The sequence below is a fragment of the Streptomyces sp. NPDC090083 genome (assembly GCF_044747445.1).
GTDB lineage: Bacteria > Actinomycetota > Actinomycetes > Streptomycetales > Streptomycetaceae > Streptomyces.
This window is the reverse complement of record NZ_JBIVED010000009.1, coordinates 157512-173756: the sequence shown is the minus strand read 5'-3', so window position 1 is coordinate 173756 and position 16245 is coordinate 157512. Positions and strand designations below refer to the sequence as shown.

Annotated in this window: 18 protein-coding genes; 9 read left to right on the top strand and 9 right to left on the bottom strand. The window is 69.9% G+C overall.

Translation table 11 applies throughout. The features are described 5' to 3' along the window. Positions 1-77 precede the first annotated feature (77 nt). Both ACIPTO_RS29425 and ACIPTO_RS29420 read left to right on the top strand, forming a co-directional pair. Complete coding sequence (locus ACIPTO_RS29425) at positions 78-734, top strand: fasciclin domain-containing protein (RefSeq protein WP_401197073.1); 657 nt, start codon at positions 78-80, stop codon at positions 732-734. A 302-nt stretch (positions 735-1036) separates the two neighbouring features. After that, positions 1037-1555, top strand: coding sequence for an SRPBCC family protein (locus tag ACIPTO_RS29420; protein ID WP_401197071.1), 519 nt, complete (start codon positions 1037-1039; stop codon positions 1553-1555). A gap of 94 nt (positions 1556-1649) precedes the next feature. On the opposite strand, the gene ACIPTO_RS29415 is transcribed toward ACIPTO_RS29420, so the two are convergent. Continuing rightward, a complete protein-coding gene (locus ACIPTO_RS29415) occupies positions 1650-3245 on the bottom strand; it encodes a cytochrome c biogenesis protein CcdA (RefSeq protein WP_401197068.1) in 1596 nt (531 codons plus the stop codon). Positions 3246-3872: 627 nt separating this feature from the next. On the opposite strand from ACIPTO_RS29415, the gene ACIPTO_RS29410 reads away from it, so the two are divergent. After that, entirely contained in the window at positions 3873-4385 is a 513-nt protein-coding gene (locus ACIPTO_RS29410) for a DUF4232 domain-containing protein (protein ID WP_366325554.1), read from the top strand. Positions 4386-4466: 81 nt separating this feature from the next. Here ACIPTO_RS29410 and ACIPTO_RS29405 read toward each other — a convergent pair whose 3' ends face one another. Further along, the gene (locus ACIPTO_RS29405) at positions 4467-5489 is read right to left on the bottom strand and encodes an LLM class flavin-dependent oxidoreductase (RefSeq protein WP_366325556.1); all 1023 of its coding nucleotides are present in this window, start codon (positions 5487-5489) and stop codon (positions 4467-4469) included. Positions 5490-5832: 343 nt separating this feature from the next. Here ACIPTO_RS29405 and ACIPTO_RS29400 point away from each other — a divergent pair, with 343 nt between their 5' ends. Further along, a complete protein-coding gene (locus ACIPTO_RS29400; RefSeq protein WP_266774792.1) occupies positions 5833-6855 on the top strand; it encodes a DNA-directed RNA polymerase subunit alpha in 1023 nt (340 codons plus the stop codon). Positions 6856-7076: 221 nt separating this feature from the next. On the opposite strand, the gene ACIPTO_RS29395 is transcribed toward ACIPTO_RS29400, so the two are convergent. Continuing rightward, on the bottom strand, positions 7077-7997 hold the full coding sequence (locus ACIPTO_RS29395) for an ion transporter (RefSeq protein ID WP_401197065.1): 921 nt from the start codon (positions 7995-7997) through the stop codon (positions 7077-7079). Between the two features lie 165 nt (positions 7998-8162). Here ACIPTO_RS29395 and ACIPTO_RS29390 point away from each other — a divergent pair, with 165 nt between their 5' ends. Next, entirely contained in the window at positions 8163-8321 is a 159-nt protein-coding gene (locus ACIPTO_RS29390; protein WP_366325560.1) for a twin-arginine translocase TatA/TatE family subunit, read from the top strand. 138 nt (positions 8322-8459) lie between these two features. Here ACIPTO_RS29390 and ACIPTO_RS29385 read toward each other — a convergent pair whose 3' ends face one another. After that, positions 8460-9035, bottom strand: a complete 576-nt coding sequence (locus ACIPTO_RS29385) for a TerD family protein (RefSeq protein ID WP_366325562.1) — start codon at positions 9033-9035, stop codon at positions 8460-8462. 159 nt (positions 9036-9194) lie between these two features. On the opposite strand from ACIPTO_RS29385, the gene ACIPTO_RS29380 reads away from it, so the two are divergent. The 3 genes from ACIPTO_RS29380 (at position 9195) to ACIPTO_RS29370 (ending at position 10579) form a co-directional block, all read left to right on the top strand. After that, on the top strand, positions 9195-9668 hold the full coding sequence (locus ACIPTO_RS29380) for a sec-independent translocase (protein WP_401197433.1): 474 nt from the start codon (positions 9195-9197) through the stop codon (positions 9666-9668). A 49-nt stretch (positions 9669-9717) separates the two neighbouring features. Then, positions 9718-9948 (top strand): hypothetical protein, encoded by a 231-nt coding sequence (locus ACIPTO_RS29375; RefSeq protein ID WP_366325564.1) that lies wholly within the window; start codon positions 9718-9720, stop codon positions 9946-9948. Positions 9949-10042: 94 nt separating this feature from the next. Beyond that, entirely contained in the window at positions 10043-10579 is a 537-nt protein-coding gene (locus ACIPTO_RS29370; RefSeq protein WP_401197062.1) for a TerD family protein, read from the top strand. 30 nt (positions 10580-10609) lie between these two features. Here ACIPTO_RS29370 and ACIPTO_RS29365 read toward each other — a convergent pair whose 3' ends face one another. From ACIPTO_RS29365 to ACIPTO_RS29355, 3 genes are all read right to left on the bottom strand, one after another. Next, complete coding sequence (locus tag ACIPTO_RS29365; RefSeq protein WP_401197059.1) at positions 10610-11272, bottom strand: lytic transglycosylase domain-containing protein; 663 nt, start codon at positions 11270-11272, stop codon at positions 10610-10612. 104 nt (positions 11273-11376) lie between these two features. Next, complete coding sequence (gene mgtA / locus ACIPTO_RS29360) at positions 11377-14007, bottom strand: magnesium-translocating P-type ATPase (RefSeq protein ID WP_401197056.1); 2631 nt, start codon at positions 14005-14007, stop codon at positions 11377-11379. Beyond that, positions 14000-14362 (bottom strand): metalloregulator ArsR/SmtB family transcription factor, encoded by a 363-nt coding sequence (locus ACIPTO_RS29355; protein ID WP_366325570.1) that lies wholly within the window; start codon positions 14360-14362, stop codon positions 14000-14002. Before ACIPTO_RS29355 ends, mgtA begins: the two co-directional genes overlap by 8 nt. A gap of 242 nt (positions 14363-14604) precedes the next feature. On the opposite strand from ACIPTO_RS29355, the gene ACIPTO_RS29350 reads away from it, so the two are divergent. Next, positions 14605-14871, top strand: coding sequence for a GlsB/YeaQ/YmgE family stress response membrane protein (locus tag ACIPTO_RS29350; RefSeq protein WP_266774786.1), 267 nt, complete (start codon positions 14605-14607; stop codon positions 14869-14871). A 21-nt stretch (positions 14872-14892) separates the two neighbouring features. Here ACIPTO_RS29350 and ACIPTO_RS29345 read toward each other — a convergent pair whose 3' ends face one another. Together ACIPTO_RS29345 and ACIPTO_RS29340 are read right to left on the bottom strand one after the other, a co-directional pair. Further along, entirely contained in the window at positions 14893-15477 is a 585-nt protein-coding gene (locus ACIPTO_RS29345; protein WP_366325572.1) for a TerD family protein, read from the bottom strand. 28 nt (positions 15478-15505) lie between these two features. Beyond that, complete coding sequence (locus ACIPTO_RS29340) at positions 15506-16081, bottom strand: TerD family protein (protein ID WP_366325574.1); 576 nt, start codon at positions 16079-16081, stop codon at positions 15506-15508. Positions 16082-16245: the final 164 nt, after the last annotated feature.

The window sequence follows — 16245 nt, the reverse complement described above, 5'->3', positions numbered from 1 at the left end:
GTCGGCCCGGCTGACCACGAACGACTTTCCTCACCCCCTCCGTCGGCATGCGCCGCACGAGCAACAGGAGACACACCATGACCCCCCGCATCCGTATCCGCCGTACCGCCGTCGTCCTCGCCGCGACCGCGGTTCTGCCGCTGGCCCTCAGCGCCTGCGGCAGCAGCGACAGCGACTCCGCGAAGTCCGACTCCTCCGCCAAGGCGTCCGCGTCCGCGACCGACAACGGCATGACCGGTGCCGGTGCCACGATGTCCGGTCAGCCGTTCGGGCCGGGGTGTTCCGCGGTGCCGAAGAGCGGTTCCGGTTCCTTCGACGGCATGGCTCAGGACCCCGTCGCCACCGCCGCGTCCAACAACCCGGCCCTGTCGACCCTGGTCGCCGCGGTCAAGAAGGCCGGGCTTGTCGACACCCTCAACAACGCCCAGAACATCACGGTGTTCGCGCCCACCAACGACGCCTTCGCCAAGATCCCGAAGGCCACCCTCGACAAGGTCCTCAACGACAAGGCCCAGCTGACGAAGATCCTCACCTACCACGTCGTCGGCCAGCAACTCACCCCCAAGCAGCTGGAGAAGGGCTCCTTCACCACCCTGGAGAAGTCCAAGCTCACCACCGCCGGTTCCGGTGAGTCCTACACCGTCAACGGCTCGTCCAAGGTGGTCTGCGGCGACGTCAAGACCTCCAACGCCACCGTGTACATCGTCGACACCGTCCTGATGCCCACCAGCTGACGGACCACCGACCGAGGGACCACCAGCGGGCCGGGTACCTGATGTCGAGGTGCCGGGCCGTCCGGCTCCTGTGACGGGGAAACGGGAGACGGTGAGGGGCGAGGCGCCCATGGCCTCGCCCCTCACCGCTGTCCGCCTTTCACCGCTGTCCGCCTTTCACCGCTGTCCGTCTCTTACCGCTGTCCGCCCCTCACCCCTGTCCGCTCCTCACCCCGGTGGCACCCCCGCGCTTCACCACCCCGCGAGGACCTGCCATGATTCTTACTCATCAGTAGCTTCAGGTTCCGGCGAGAGGCAGTCCCGTGGCCCGTCTGTTCACCGTGAGCGGCAGCATCGTCGTCGACGTCTCCCCCGAGGCCGTCTACCAGGCGGTGAGCCGCCCCTCCGACATGGGTCGCTGGAGTCCCGAGAACCTGGGTACGACGGCCGACCCGGCGGGCGGGGAGGCCGCGACGCTGGGCACCACGTTCGTCGGGCGCAACAAGCGGGGCCGGTTCCGCTGGGTCACGCGGTGCACGGTCACCGCGGCCGACCCCGGCAGGCGTTTCGCCTTCCGCGTCCACGCGATCGGGCGCCGCCGTCCGCGTCTGCGCGGTCCGATCGCCACCTGGGAGTACCGCTTCGAACCGGCCGGCGACGGAACCCGGGTGACCGAGACCTGGACCGACGACCGGCGTGGCTGGCCGACCTTCGTGGCCAACGCCTTTGACCGGGCCGTCACTTCGGGGAAGACGTTCGCCGACTACCAGTCCCGCAACATCGAGACGACCCTGCGCAACCTCAAGCGGGAGCTGGAGCAGCAGCCGCGGCAGGAGCGGTAGCGAGCCCAGGAGCAGGCAGGTCACCGCATGAAACAGCCGTCCGCCCCAGGCACCTGAAGCGGCCTGGGGCGGACGGCTGTTCAGCCTGGACGGCTCATCCGAAGGTGAAGGAGTACGCCTGGATGCCTGGCGTGAACCGGAGTTCGAGGTGTGCCGTGCGGGCGGTGCCGTCGTCGACGAGCCGGTGCAGGGTGGGTGTTCCCTCGACCTGGATCGTCTTCACCGCCTTGCCGTCGACCAGCACCGTGACCGAACCCTTGCCCGCGAGAACGACGTTGGCGTTCCTGGCCCGGTAGGTGAAGGCGAGCCGCGCATGGTCGCCCGCCGTGAAGTACTGGTATCCGGCAGTCCAAGTACCGTCCAGCGAGAGCCGGTTGACCGGGATGTCACTGGCGAAGCGGTACACCTTGGCCTTGTCGGACAGGAGCGGGTCGCCGACGTAGCCGCTGATGCGCAGGTTGCTCAGATACGTCTCCGGGGTGCGGCCCTTGGTGAGCTGATTGTCCTTCTGGTCTGTCTTCGGGGGGAGTTGGACGCTGGGGTTGGCCTGCTTGAGCAGCGTGCGGATCAGGTCTTCGGTCTGCGCGTACTGTCCCTCGCCGAACTTGAAGTAGCGCACCGTGCCCTTGGCGTCGATCAGGTACTTGGCCGGCCAGAACCGGTTGCGGTAGTTGTCCCAGGTGGTCAGCTTGTTGTCGAGGGCCACCGGATAGGTGACGCCCAGCTTCCGTGCCTGGTCCGCCACGTTGGAGGCGTTCTTCTCGAAGGCGAACTCCGGCGAATGGACCCCGATGATCTCAAGACCGGCGCTCTTGTAGGCGCGGTTCCATGCCTCGATGTGCGGCAGGCTGCGCTGGCAGTTGATGCACGAGTAGGTCCAGAAGTCGATCAGTACGACCTTGCCGCGCTCCTTCTTCAGGTCGACCGGCTGCCCACCAGGGGTGTTGAGCCACTTCGCGATCCCTGCGATGGGTGGTGCCTGCCCGCAGGAGCGCAGTTCGTCGACGCCGTCCTCGCAGCGCGACAGCTCCTTGTTGGAGTCGTCGTACAGACCCGAGAGCTTCTGCCGGGCCACGTCACTGTCCTCGATCTTCTTCTGCGCCGCCGAGGTGTAGTCCGGCAGGGACCGCTGGATCGCGTCGGTGACGTTGAAGGCGAGGGCGAGCGCGAGGGCCATCATCAGGCAGCCCGCCACGATCCGCAGCCCCCTGGCACGCTTGCGGAAAGCGCCGATCCGCTCGGCCACGCGCCGTCCGGCGAGCGCGAACACCAGCAGGGGCAGCGCCGTACCGACGGCGAACGAGACCGTCAACGCGACGATGCCCAGGCTGAGTTCACCGCGCGCGCCGGCCACCGTGATGGCCGCCAGCACGGGACCCGCGCACGGGACGTAGAGCAGCCCGAGCCCGAGGCCCAGGAAGAACGCGCTGCCCTCCTTGTTGACCTGGCGCTGCGGAATCCGCGCGAACGGCCGCTCCAGCAGTCGCTCGACCGGCGGGAAGACCAGGCTCAGGCCGATCAGGACCAGCATCACCAGGCCGACGTACCGCAGGATGTCGTCGGGCAGACCGAGCGCGGAGATGATCGTCACCCCGAGCAGGGTGAAGAAGCTGAAGCTCAGCACGAGCCCCGCGACCACGGCGTACGGCCGCCGGTTGGGCGCCTGCCGGGCCGGTACCGGCTCGGCCACGAGCACGTCCCCGCCCGGCGACTCCCCCGGCGAAGGCCCCGGCCGAGGCTCCGCACCGGCCTGACCCGCCCGACCCGCCTGACCCGTCCTACCGTCTGGGCCGCTCGCCGCTCCGGGACCACTCGATCCTCCCGGTCCTCCGGGTCCTCCCGCGAGGAACACCACCGGCAGCACGGGCAGGATGCACGGCGACACCGCCGTGATCAGGCCGCCCAGCAAACCGATCAGAATCAAGGTGATCATGCGATTCAGCCTCCGAGATAAGCGCCGGCTTTCCCGGCCCGCTCACCTCTGATCCGAAACTGCCCGCGCTTCTGGATTGGTCCACGCTCTTCGCATCCCGCGCATCGGAAATTGCGCGGGTATTTCCGTCCGACGGCGCACGGGGGCGCGTTTCGCTCGGGTGCGGGAACCAAGACGCTTCATTCGCCGCCCGACCAGGGAACGGGCAACTGGGCGATTCCGTCTGGTAGTTCGAGGACTGTGGCGATGCTTGGGGAAGCTTTGGGGCAACTGTCGCTCAACCAGGACATTTTGCATAGCGATGTGAGGGCAGGATGGGCGTTGACCATGTTTCTGACGGCGAACACCCGTCAGGGGCATAGAACAACGCAAGGAGTGTTCTTGATGCGCACCAACCGGAAGATCGCCGTCAGCCTCGTCGCCGCCGCCGTCCTGGCGGGCGTCGGAGGAGCGGGGATCGCGCAGGCGGCACCGGCGGCGAACGGGAGCGCCGCCCCCTCCGCCTGCCGACCGGCCAACCACACCGCGAAGATCACCGCGGACACCTCCAGCGCGGGACACCGCCACTACCGCGTCACCCTGACGGCGCCGCGCGGCTACGCGTCGTGCAAGCTCGCCGGTTCGCCCACCGACGTGCGCTTCACCGACCACGGCACGCGCACCGGAGTCACCCCGCACAGCTACGGAGGCCAGCGGACCGCCGTGACCTTCGGTCCGGGCCACCCGGTCCACTTCGACATCCAGGTCCCGAACAACGCCCGGAGCAAGGCCGCGAACGAGGCGTCGTTCACGCTGCGCACCCCGGGCGGCGGCCAGATCCCCGGCAAGTCCTTCGCCGAGGGCCGGCTCAAGGTCGCCGCGGGCACCCAGATCGGCCCGGTCCAGCGCGGCGCCTGACCTTCCGTACCCCGTCCACCCGGTGGCGTCCCGCGACAGCGTCTGTGTCGCGGGGCGCCACCGGCGTTTCCGTGCCGGCGTTCAGCGCCAGCCGAGTTCCGGTGCCACCTGGGTCAGGATGCTCTCCAGGACATGGGCGTTGTAGTCGACGCCGAGCTGGTTCGGGACGGTCAGCAGGAGGGTGTCCGCGGCCTGGACGGCCTCGTCCTCGCGGAGCTGCTTCACCAGGACGTCCGGTTCGGCGGCGTACGAGCGTCCGAAGATCGCCCTGGTCGTGTCGTCGATCATGCCGATCTGGTCCCGCGACTCGCGGTCCTGGCCGAAGTAGGCCCGGTCCATGTCGTTGGTCAGGGCGAAGATGCTGCGACTGACGGACACGCGCGGCTCACGTGTGTGGCCCGCCTCCTTGTAGGCCTCGCGGTACGCCTCGATCTGCTTGCGCTGCTGGACGTGCAGCGGTTCGCCCGTCTCGTCGTCCTTGAGGGTGGAACTCTGCAGGTTCATCCCCAGCGTCGCGGCCCAGACGGCGGTCGCGTTCGAGCTGGAGCCCCACCAGATCCGGTCGCGCAGCCCCTCGGAGTACGGCTCGACGCGCAGCAGTCCCGGCGGGTTGGGGAACATCGGCCGCGGGTTCGGCCGTGCGAAGCCCTCGCCCTCGATCACCTTGAGGAACGCCTCGGCGTGCTGGCGGGCCATGTCCGCGCCGGTCTCGCCCTCCGCGGGCGCGTAACCGAAGTAGCGCCAGCCGTCGATCACCTGCTCCGGTGACCCGCGGCTGATGCCGAGCTGGAGCCGGCCGCCTGAGATGAGGTCGGCGGCGCCCGCGTTCTCGGCCATGTACAGCGGGTTCTCGTAGCGCATGTCGATCACGCCGGTGCCGATCTCGATCTTCGAGGTCCGTGCCCCGATCGCCGAGAGCAGCGGGAACGGGCTGCCCGCCTGCTGCGCGAAGTGGTGCACGCGGAAGTACGCGCCGTCCGCGCCCAACTCCTCGGCGGCGACGGCGAGATCGATCGACTGGTGCAGGAAGTCGGCCGCGGACCGGGTCTTGGAGTGCGGACTCGGCGACCAGTGACCGAACGAAAGGAAACCTATCTTCTTCACGCAGGTCACAGCGTCTGCGGTCCCCTTTTGATTCCCGCGCCGACCCGGCCCGCCGGTAGGTACGCGCCGGGTGGTCCGCTCGGCGGCTGCTCCGGCACCGGCCGGTCCTGGACGGCGTTCCGCATCGCCAGCAAGGCTTATTGCGTACCGGCGGTCGGCCGTGCACGGGTACGGTGATCCGCGGTCGGCAGTGGCGGGGGGAAAAGCGCGATAGCCTCTTCGCCGCGTCGGGCAAACAGGCGGTTCGGCCACGGCGAAGACCGTATCCCCCGCGCCGCCCCGTACGCTTCGTGGTGTCCACGGCGTCACATAGCGGGCGCCACATTACTGGAGGCAACACCACGTGCTGATCGCTCAGCGTCCGTCCCTCACCGAAGAGGTCGTCGACGAGTTCCGCTCCCGGTTCGTCATCGAGCCGCTGGAGCCGGGCTTCGGCTACACCCTCGGCAACTCCCTGCGTCGCACGCTCCTCTCCTCGATCCCCGGCGCTGCTGTCACCAGCATCCGGATCGACGGTGTCCTGCACGAGTTCACCACCGTGCCGGGCGTCAAGGAGGACGTCACCGACCTGATCCTCAACATCAAGCAGCTGGTCGTCTCCTCGGAGCACGACGAGCCGGTCGTGATGTACCTGCGCAAGCAGGGCCCGGGTCTGGTCACCGCCGCCGACATCGCGCCCCCGGCCGGTGTCGAGGTGCACAACCCCGACCTCGTCCTCGCCACGCTCAACAGCAAGGGCAAGCTGGAGATGGAGCTGACCGTCGAGCGCGGTCGCGGCTACGTCTCCGCCGTCCAGAACAAGCAGGTCGGTCAGGAGATCGGGCGCATCCCGGTCGACTCGATCTACTCGCCCGTGCTGAAGGTCACGTACAAGGTCGAGGCGACCCGTGTCGAGCAGCGCACCGACTTCGACAAGCTGATCGTCGACGTCGAGACGAAGCAGGCCATGCGTCCGCGTGACGCCATGGCGTCGGCCGGCAAGACCCTGGTGGAGCTGTTCGGTCTCGCCCGCGAGCTGAACATCGACGCCGAGGGCATCGACATGGGCCCGTCCCCTGTGGACACCGCCCTCGCCGCCGACCTCGCCCTGCCGATCGAGGAGCTGGAACTCACCGTCCGCTCGTACAACTGCCTCAAGCGCGAGGGCGTCCACTCGGTGGGCGAGCTTCTCGCCCGTTCCGAGGCCGACCTGATGGACATCCGCAACTTCGGTGCGAAGTCCATCGACGAGGTCAAGGAGAAGCTGGCCGGCATGGGCCTGGCCCTGAAGGACAGCCCTCCCGGACTGAACCTGGCGGCCGCCGCCGACACCTATGGTGCCGACGACGACGTGGACGCCGGTTTCGTGGAGACCGAGCAGTACTGAGCACCACGCCGCCGAGCGACCTCGACCGGTTTCGCGCCGACGCACCGCCATGCGGTCCGGGCCGAACGGCGCAGGTCGCTCGGCCGTTTCACGGGCGGTGCTTCGGCGCGGGGCGCGGGCGCGGGTGACGGCTGCCCGCCCCGACACCCCGCGCCTTCGGCAGTCCCAGGTGTCCTGCGGCCCGATGTGCCGTACGTCCGGATGTGCGGTGCAGGGCTGTCTCACACCACGGGTCGCCGCTCGTCCACGGCCGGGCCGGCCGACCGGGCGAGGTCCCGTTCGAGGTCGTCGAGGGCCCGGCGGGCGGCGGCGACGCGTTCCAGCAGCAGGCGGCCGTCCTCGTCGGGAGAGACGGCCGAGTCGGGCGAGGGCCGCCGCGGCGGCTCGTCCCGCTCCGTCTCCCGAGCGTCGTCCAGGGAGGTGAGAACCACCCCGATCAGGACGTTGACCAGGACGAACGAGGCCAGCAGCACGTACGAGGCGTAGTACAGCAGGCTCCAGCGGGAGATCTCCAGGCCGGTGTGGACGGCGTCACCGATGCCGTCCAGGGTCATCAGCAGGAACAGGGTGAGGACCGCGCGGCCGATCGAGCCGTAGTGCTCGGGGTCGTGGCGGCCGAAGAAGACCCAGCCGACCATCGCGTAGACGTACAGCACGAGGCCGCCGACGAGCAGGAAACTCAGCGTGCCGGGCAGGCTGCGGGCGACGGCGACCAGGACGACCCGCAGCTGGGGCAGGAAGCGGGCGGTGCGCAGGACCCGAGCCAGGCGCAGCAGTCGTAGGACCGTGGTGTTCTCGCGTACGACGGGCAGGAACGCGCACAGGACGACGGCCAGGTCGAAGAGGTTCCAGGGGTCCTTGGCGAAGTCGCGGGGGCGGTCCGCGTGGGCGGCCAGACGGATCAGGATCTCCACGGTGAACGCGACGAGGCAGGCATGCTCGGCGAGCCGTAACCAGTGGCGCCACTCGGCGACCAGGCCCGGGTAGGTCTCGATGCCCAGCAGGGCCGCGTTGGCGAGGATCACGCCGAAGACGGTGAGGGCGAACCAGCGGGCGTCGGTGATGGCCTGGCAGCGGCGTGCCAGTTCTTGCCGGGCAGGTCGGGGTGCCGTCTCGATGGCGGGGTCGTATTGGTACGGCATCCTGCTGCCTCTGCTCCTTCGCGCCGACTCTCGCCCCGGCCAACCGGACTGGCGGGCGGGGTTGTTGAGAGATCACACCTCAGGAGAGACTTCTACAGCACTGTAGATTGACGCGTGTGGCCGGTACGCCGTAGCGGCCCTGCTCCCCGGGAGAAAGCAGACCTGATGTTCGGCTTGAGCGAACTGGCCGTGATCCTCCTCGTCGTCGTGGTCGTCCTGGGCATCAAGAAGCTGCCCGAACTGACACGCGCGGCGGGCAAGGCGACCCGGATCTTCAAGAGCGAGGCCAGGGCACTCAAGGAGGACGACACCCGGCGGCCGTGACGGCGACGGCACGCGGACGGGAAAACGCGCGGCCCTGAGCCTCCCGGAGCCGCGCTCGCCGCTTCCCTCTTTTCCCCCGAACCCATAATCCTCGCCGCGCGGGCCCGCCCCGGCAGCGGGCCCGCGCTCACGGCGGTGTCAGACGTTGACCCCGAAGTCCGAGGCGATACCGGCCAGCCCGGAGGCATAGCCCTGGCCGACCGCCCGGAACTTCCACTCCGCGCCGTGGCGGTACAGCTCGCCGAAGACCATCGCGGTCTCCGACGACGCGTCCTCGGACAGGTCGTAGCGGGCGATCTCGCCGTTGTTCGCCTGGTTCACCACCCGGATGAACGCGTTGCGGACCTGGCCGAAGCTCTGGCCGCGCGCTTCCGCGTCGTGGATGGACACCGGGAAGACGATCTTGTCGATGTCGGCGGGGACGGCCGCGAGGTTCACCTTGATGCTCTCGTCGTCGCCCTCGCCCTCACCGGTGAGGTTGTCGCCGGTGTGCTCCACCGAGCCGTCCGGGCTCCTAAGGTTGTTGTAGAAGACGAAGTGCTGGTCGGAGACGACCTTGCCCGACGTGTTCAACAACAGTGCGGAGGCGTCCAGGTCGTAGTCCGCACCGGTCGTGGTGCGCACGTCCCAGCCGAGCCCGACCAGCACCGCCGTAAGGCCCGGCGCCTCCTTGCTCAGCGACACGTTGCCACCCTTGCCCAGGGAAACTCCCACGACTCTTTCCTCCTGACTATCGACTGCTGTATGTCACTTTGTTCCAACGCGGTACCCGGCCCGACGGTTCCCACACTTGCGCAACAGCTAAAGTAATCAGCACCGGGCGGGACCATGACGACAGGTGAGCCGACCGGTACGGACAGCGAGGAGTGGCGGATGTTCCCGGACGTAGGACTGCCGGAACTGTTCACACTGGCGATTCTGGCCGTCCTGCTCTTCGGCCCGGACAAACTGCCGGAGATCATCCAGAACGCCTCGGAGTTCCTGCGCAAGGTGCGGGCGATGTCCGACGACGCGAAGGAGGGGATCCGCTCCGAACTGGGGCCGGAGTTCAAGGACTTCGAGTTCGAGGATCTGCATCCGAAGACGTTCGTGCGCAAGCACGTGCTCGACGGCGACGGCAGCGGCCTCGACCTCGGCCTGGACGACATCCGCAACGCCCTCGACCCGAGGCGGGAGTTGACGGAGGTGGCTGACGCCGTACGGGAGGCCGCGGACGGCACCGCACCGCGAACTGCGGCGACGAAGGCGACGACGGCGAGCGAAGTGACGCTGGAGAAGGCCGCCCCGCGACCTGAGACGGCCGCCCCGCGCGCCCAGGGGGCCGCCTTCGATCCCGATGCCACCTGATGCGCGCTCTGTGATCATTCGATAGTTGCGCAACCACTAAACTGTTGGCGTGGACAACGACAACGCAGCGCACTGGGAGACCGCGGTACTGGACGGAGGGCCCGCGGACGGACTGCGGACACGCGTCGGCGACCGGCCCCGGGTGATCCAGGTGACATACCCGTGCCCCGTGGACGACCGCGCCGACGGCATCCGTGTGGCGGCCCTGTACCTCTACCTGCGCGACCTCGGGGTGACGACCGAGCCCCTCCGCTACGGCTTCGACGCGGCGAGCCCCTGAATTGCCCCGGCACGAGCAGGGCACGGGCTCAGCCGTCCCCGCGATCCGTGCCACGACGAACAGTTCCGCCCAGGAGAGGGAGAGGCAGCAGTCGGTGAGCAGCGTCAACAAGGGAATCGGGAAGATCGAGGTACGGCTCAAATGGGACCCGAGTCCCTGGGGCAGACCGCCCCACCATCTCGACCTCGTCGCCACGACCCACTCCGTGGACGCCCCCCACGGGCCTCCGGTCTACGTCGTCCACCACGACAGCCGCTCGCCGGACGGCACCATCAACATGCCCCGGCACAGCGAGACCGGACTGGGCTTCGGCTACGTGGAGGTGATGGTCCTGGAACTCGACCGCCTGGCGTCCTCCTTCGCGCGGGTCGTCGTGGGAGTGGCGATCCAGCAGAACGGTGACGGCCCCAAGACCTTCGGCGATCTCACGAACGCGGGGGTCCTGGTCGTCGACGGGTACCAGGAACTGCTGGAGGACGACTTCACGCGGCTCGCCGGCTCCACCGCGATGACGGTCGCGGAGTTCACCAGGGACGCTTCGGGCACCTGGGAGTTCCGCGAGATGCTCCGGGGATTCGACGACGATCCCGTCGCCTTCACCGCCGGGATGGGCGGCACGCGGCCCGCCTGAGCTGTCGACGCCCCACGGAGGAAACGGAGTTCAGCCCCCGACCGCCTTCCCGGCCTTGGTCCAGTTGGTGCGCAGCCGGTCGAGGTACGACTGGGCCTGGGTGCCCGGTGCCGTGCCGGCCGCGAAGGCGAGCATGTTCCCGGCGCCGGTGTTGTAGCCGAGCGCGAGGAGTTGGTCCCGGCTGAGGGAGGAGCGCCAGGTCGGGGGCAGTTGGGCCGACAGGTCGTGCAGGTACCAGGCCTCGGCCTCGATGGCGAGGTCGCGGTCGTCGGGCAGTTCGTCCCAGTTCCGGCCGGCGAAGTCCCGGCCCTTCTTGACCTCGTCGAAGGTGGCGCGGTGCATGTTGGCGATGCCGAAGGCGGCGTCCGGCTTGTACTTCTGCCAGGCCCGCTCCAGCGCCGGGTCGTGCGGCTTGTACGCCTCGTTGTAGAGCACCGCCATCACCAACTGGGCGCTGACATCGGCCTGTTGGGCCCGGGTGCGGACCTGGTCGGCGTAGGCGGCGGGGTCGTAGGCCGAGGTGGTGGCCGTGGCGGAGGGGCTGGTCGGGGTGGCCGAGGAGGCCGGTCCGGCCGTCCCGGCCGAGGGGGGTGTGGCGGCCTGCGGGGTGTCGGCCGCCCGCACGATCACGTAGACGACGACCGCGAAGATCACGAGCGTGAGCCAGCGCCGCCGTGTCCGGGATTCGGCCATCTCCCGCCTTCCCTCGGGGTCATCTGCGCGTCCGGAACCCGAAGGTACCGGTAAACCCTTGTACAGCACATGAATTAAGGCCCGTGTGAAGTGCGGCGAGCCGGTCAGCCGGGATCGGTCAGGTGCCGTTCCGCCCGCGACCTGACCGCTGTCAGACCGGCCGCGTAGAGCACGAGGACCCCGCCGAGCAGCAGGTAGTAGACCGCCGGCAGCGGGGTGAGGCCGAGCAGCGAGCCCAGCGGGGTGAACGGCAGCAGCAGTCCTACGGCGGTGAGCGCGCCCGCCGCCCAGCCGATCGGTCCCGGTCCGCGGGCCTCGGCCGTGTGGCGTCCGGCGCGCAGGAGCAGCATCACCAGGGCCTGGGTGATGAGGTTCTCGGTGAACCAGCCGGAGTGGAACACGGCCTCGTCGTCGAGGCCGTCGGGACCGTAGAGGGCGAAGGCGAGGACGCCGAAGGTGGCGAGGTCGGCGATGGCGTTGAGGGCGCCGAAGCCGATGATGAAGCGCAGCAGGTCGCGCGGGCGGAGCACGGTCGGGCGGCGCAGCACCGCGGGGTGCGGGCGGTCGTGGGCGAAGGCGAGCTGGGCGGCGTCGAAGCACAGGTTCTGCGCCAGCACCTGGGCCGGGAGCATGGGCAGGTAGGGCAGGAGGAGTCCGGCGGCGAGCATCGCGATGACGTTGCCGAGGTTCGAGGAGAGGGTGATCCGCAGGTAGGTGGCGATGTTGCCGCCCGCGTGGCGTCCGGCGGCGATGCTGTGGCCGATCGCGGTGAGGTCCTTCTCGGCGAGGACCACGTCGGCGCTGTCCCTGGCGACGGCCACGGCCTCGCGCGGGGCGATGCCGACGTCGGCGGCACGCAGGGCGGGCAGGTCGTTGACGCCGTCGCCGAGGTAGCCGACGGTGTGGCCGCCCGCGCGCAGGGCCGTCGCGATGCGGGCCTTGTCCTCGGGGGTGCAGCGGGCGAAGACGGTGGTGCGGGAGGCGGTCGCGGCGAGGTCGCCGTCGTCGAGCCGCTCGATGCGGTCGGCGGTGAGGACGCCGTCCGGCGGTACGGCGATGCCCAGGTCGCGGCAGGCGCGGGCGGCGGTGCCCGGGTGGTCACCGGTGAGGATCTTGACGGTGACGCCCCGGTCGGCGAGGGCCTTCAGCGCTTCGGCGGCGGTGGGGGCGAGGGCGTCCTTCAGGGTGACGAGCCCCCGGAAGGTGAGCCCGCGTTCGTCGGCGGGGACGTGGTCGCGGATGCGGGCGGGGCGTTCGGCGAGGGCGACCGCCAGGACCCGCAGTCCGTCGTCGGCGTGCGTGGCGGCGAGGGCGAGCAGCTTGTCGCGCTCCTCCGCCGTGAGGGCACAGCGTTCCAGTACGGCTTCCACGGCGCCCTTGACGACCAGGGTGTGCGTGCCGAGTCTGCCGGGCGTGCGGACGACGGCGGTGGCGAGGCGCCGGACCGGATCGAAGGGGAGGACCGCGACCCCGTCGCAGGACGTGAGGTCGTCCTCGTGGACGGCGTCGAGGAGCGCTTCGTCGAGGGCGTCCGGTGCGGGCAGGTCGGCGAGTTGCAGGGTCCACCAGGCGTTGACGGCGGCCCAGCGGAGCACTTCGGGGTCGTCCTGCCCGTCCGGGCCGAGGGCGCGGTCGAGGACCGGCCGGTCCTGGGTGAGGGTGCCCGTCTTGTCCAGGCAGAGCACGTCGACGGCACCGAGGTCGTGCAGCGCGGGCAGCCGCTTGACGATGACGCCGTGGGTGCGGGCCAGCAGGGAGGCGCCGCGGGCGAGGCAGATGGTGACGATGACCGGCAGCATCTCCGGGGTGAGCCCGACGGCCACCGCGACGGAGAAGGGCAGTGTCTCCAGGCCCCGGTCGCGCAGGGTCGCGTTGGCCATGAGCACCAGCGGCGGGGTGAGCAGCATGAACCGAATGAGGATCCAGGAGATGCCGTGCACCGACCGGTCGAAGGCGCTCGCCTCCCGCCGGACACCGCCCCGGCCGTGAGCGGCGGCGAACCGGGTCCGCGCACCGGTCTCCACGACGACCGCGGTGGCGCTCCCGGACGCGACACCGCTGCCCTGGAAGCAGAGTTCAGGCTGGTCGAACACTCCGCCGGTCGCCGCGCCCGCGGTGTCGGCGGCGGCCTTCGGCACGGGCGCCGACTCGCCCGTGAGCGCGGCCTGGTGCACGGTCAGCCCCTGGGACCGCAGCAGGCGTACGTCGGCCGGGACCAGGTCGCCCGGGCCGAGCCGGATCACGTCGCCGGGCACCAGCTCGTCCACGGGGATCTCCCGGGCGTCCGGCGGTGCGTCCTCGTCGGTGCGGCGCAGCACGGTGGCCGTGGTGGCGACCAGTCCGCGCAGCCCGGCCATGGACCGGCCGGCGCGGTACTCCCCCGAGGTCCGCAGCGCACAGCTGACCGCGACCAGCAGGAGGATCACACAGGCGGTGCCCCAGGAGGCGACCGCCGCCGAGACCAGTCCGAGGCCCAGCAGTACGGCGGTGAACGGATCGCGCAGGCTCCGTATCAGCACGCGCGGCCAGGAGGCCTCCCCGTGGGTCGGCAGTACGTTGGCCCCGTGGCGGCCCTGCCGCTCCTCGGCCTCCGCCTCCGTCAGACCCCGCGGACCGCTGTCCAGCCGCCGCAGCGTCTGGAGCACGGTCGGCACTCCCGGTATGGGGACGTCGTCCCCGCGTGCGGGCTCGGGAGGGAGTACGCCGGCGTCCGAGGCCGCGGTGGTGTCAGCCACCGGTCCCGCGCAGGGTGCTGACGGGTTCGTAGGCCCCCTCGGCACGCGCGGCCAGCTGGCCGACCATGACCCGGACGACGGTGACGACGTCGGGGTCGTCGACGTAGTAGATCTGCCGTCGGCCGTCCCGGCGGGAGCGTACGAGGCCCGCGAGTTTCAGCTTCGCCAGGTGCTGGCTGACGGCGGGCAGGGCACCGCCGACCCGGTCCGCGAGGTGGGTGACATCGCACTCGCCCTGCGCCAGCGCCCACATCAGGTGCAGCCGGGCCGCGGACGCCAGCAGGCCGAACGCGGCCGCCGCCTCCGCCAGTACCTCGGCGGACGGATCCTCGAAACCACCGATGCCCGCTGTCACAGCCCGCTCCCGTCCCGCCCTGATCGTCACGCGCCGTACCCGCGCTGCTCCAGTCTAGGTGTCCGGTCGCGCGGGCCCGTCGGACGGCACCCGCCCCTGGCGCATGATCAAGCGCCGGTGGAGGGGCGGGCAGCCGTCCGGCTCCGCAACCGAACCCGCCCGGAATCGCGTCCTCCTCAATGTCTTAGAGTTGCGCAACCGGGCAACCGACAGACAACCGACACTCTCTGGAGGACAACGACGTGGGCATCATCGGCTGGATCATCCTCGGTCTGCTCGCCGGAGGCATCGCCAAGATCCTGCTCCCCGGACGCGACCCGGGCGGTTTCATCGGCACGACCCTCATCGGTGTCGCGGGCGCGTTCGTGGGCGGCTGGATCTCGGCCCGGTTCTTCGACCGCCCGGTGGAGAAGCAGTTCTTCGACCTCTACACCTGGGGTGCGGCGATCGGCGGCTCCCTCGTCCTGCTCATCGCCTACCGCGTCCTGTTCGGCAACTCCCGGGACTGACACGGCAGTCGGCGGCCACCGTCACAGATGGGCGGCGACGGCGGGCAGCAGGTCCTGGAACGTCCGGCCGGCCGCCGGCTCGCCGATCGCCTTCAACTGCCAGCTCCCGCCGTCCCGGTGGAGCTTCGCCATGATCTGCGCGGTGTGGTTCCCTCCGCCGCTGAGCGTGTAGCGGGCCAGTTCCTGCCCGGTGGTCTCGTCGACCAGTCGGCAGAAGGCGTTCTGCACTTCGGCGAAGGTCTGCCCGGTGAACGAGTTGACCGTGAACACGATCTGGTCGACACGGTCGGGCACCCGGGCGAGGTCGACGAGGATCATCTCGTCGTCACCGCCGGCGCCCGCGCCACCGGTCAGGTTGTCCCCGGTGTGCCGGACGGATCCGTCGTCGCTGGTCAGATGCTGGAAGAAGACGACGTCGACCGGCTCGCGGCCGGCGAAGAGCACCGCCGACGCGTCCAGGTCGATCTCGCGGGACCCGGCCAGCTTGGCCAGGAAACCCTTGCGGGGCGCGGCCTGCCAGCCGAGTCCCATCCGTACCGAACGCAGGACGCTGCCGTCCGACTTGCTCAGGCTGATCTGCTGGCCCTTGCCCAGGTTGACCGACATACGTGACCTCTCCTCCTGCTGCCGGTTCTCAGACGCCCACGCCGAAGTCGGCGGCGATCCCCGCCAGCCCGGACGCATACCCCTGGCCCACGGCACGGAACTTCCACTCGGCGCCGTTGCGGTACAGCTCGCCGAAGACCATCGCGGTCTCGGTCGAGGCGTCCTCGGACAGGTCGTAGCGGGCGAGTTCGGTGCCGCCCGCCTGGTTGACCACACGGATGAAGGCGTTGCGGACCTGGCCGAAGCTCTGGCCGCGGGACTCTCCCTCGTGGATCGAGACGGGGAACACGATCTTGTCGACCTCGGCGGGCACGGCGGCGAGGTCCACCTTGAGGGACTCGTCGTCGCCCTCGCCCTCACCGGTGGTGTTGTCACCGGTGTGCTCCACCGAGCCGTCGGGGCTCTTGAGGTTGTTGTAGAAGACGAAGTGCTGGTCCGAGAGGACCTTGCCCGAGGCGTCGAGCAGCAGCGCCGAGGCGTCCAGGTCGAAATCGGTACCGGTCGTGGTGCGCACGTCCCAGCCGAGCCCGACCAGCACCGCCGTGAGACCCGGCGCCTCCTTGCTCAGCGAAACGTTGCCACCCTTGGACAGGGAAACACCCATGAATCGTCCCTCCACACACGCCGTTGGTCCGGGCCCGCGGCGCGGACCCGGACTAGAATCTACAACAATGTAGAAATAATCGAGGGCCGACGGCACGGTCGACCGGCACCACGTGGACACACGGACCTGCGGACGCATGGATGCGCGGACACACGGATGTGCGG

Excerpts from the sequence above, each read along its gene's own strand:
- ACIPTO_RS29345 (WP_366325572.1), bottom strand. The coding sequence starts at position 15,477 with ATGTCGGTCAACCTGGGCAAGGGCCAGCAGATCAGCCTGAGCAAGTCG.
- ACIPTO_RS29340 (WP_366325574.1), bottom strand. The coding sequence starts at position 16,081 with ATGGGTGTTTCCCTGTCCAAGGGTGGCAACGTTTCGCTGAGCAAGGAG.
- ACIPTO_RS29410 (WP_366325554.1), top strand. The coding sequence starts at position 3,873 with ATGCGCACCAACCGGAAGATCGCCGTCAGCCTCGTCGCCGCCGCCGTC.
- ACIPTO_RS29425 (WP_401197073.1), top strand. The coding sequence starts at position 78 with ATGACCCCCCGCATCCGTATCCGCCGTACCGCCGTCGTCCTCGCCGCG.
- ACIPTO_RS29380 (WP_401197433.1), top strand. The coding sequence starts at position 9,195 with ATGTTCCCGGACGTAGGACTGCCGGAACTGTTCACACTGGCGATTCTG.
- ACIPTO_RS29365 (WP_401197059.1), bottom strand. The coding sequence starts at position 11,272 with ATGGCCGAATCCCGGACACGGCGGCGCTGGCTCACGCTCGTGATCTTC.
- ACIPTO_RS29390 (WP_366325560.1), top strand. The coding sequence starts at position 8,163 with ATGTTCGGCTTGAGCGAACTGGCCGTGATCCTCCTCGTCGTCGTGGTC.
- ACIPTO_RS29395 (WP_401197065.1), bottom strand. The coding sequence starts at position 7,997 with ATGCCGTACCAATACGACCCCGCCATCGAGACGGCACCCCGACCTGCC.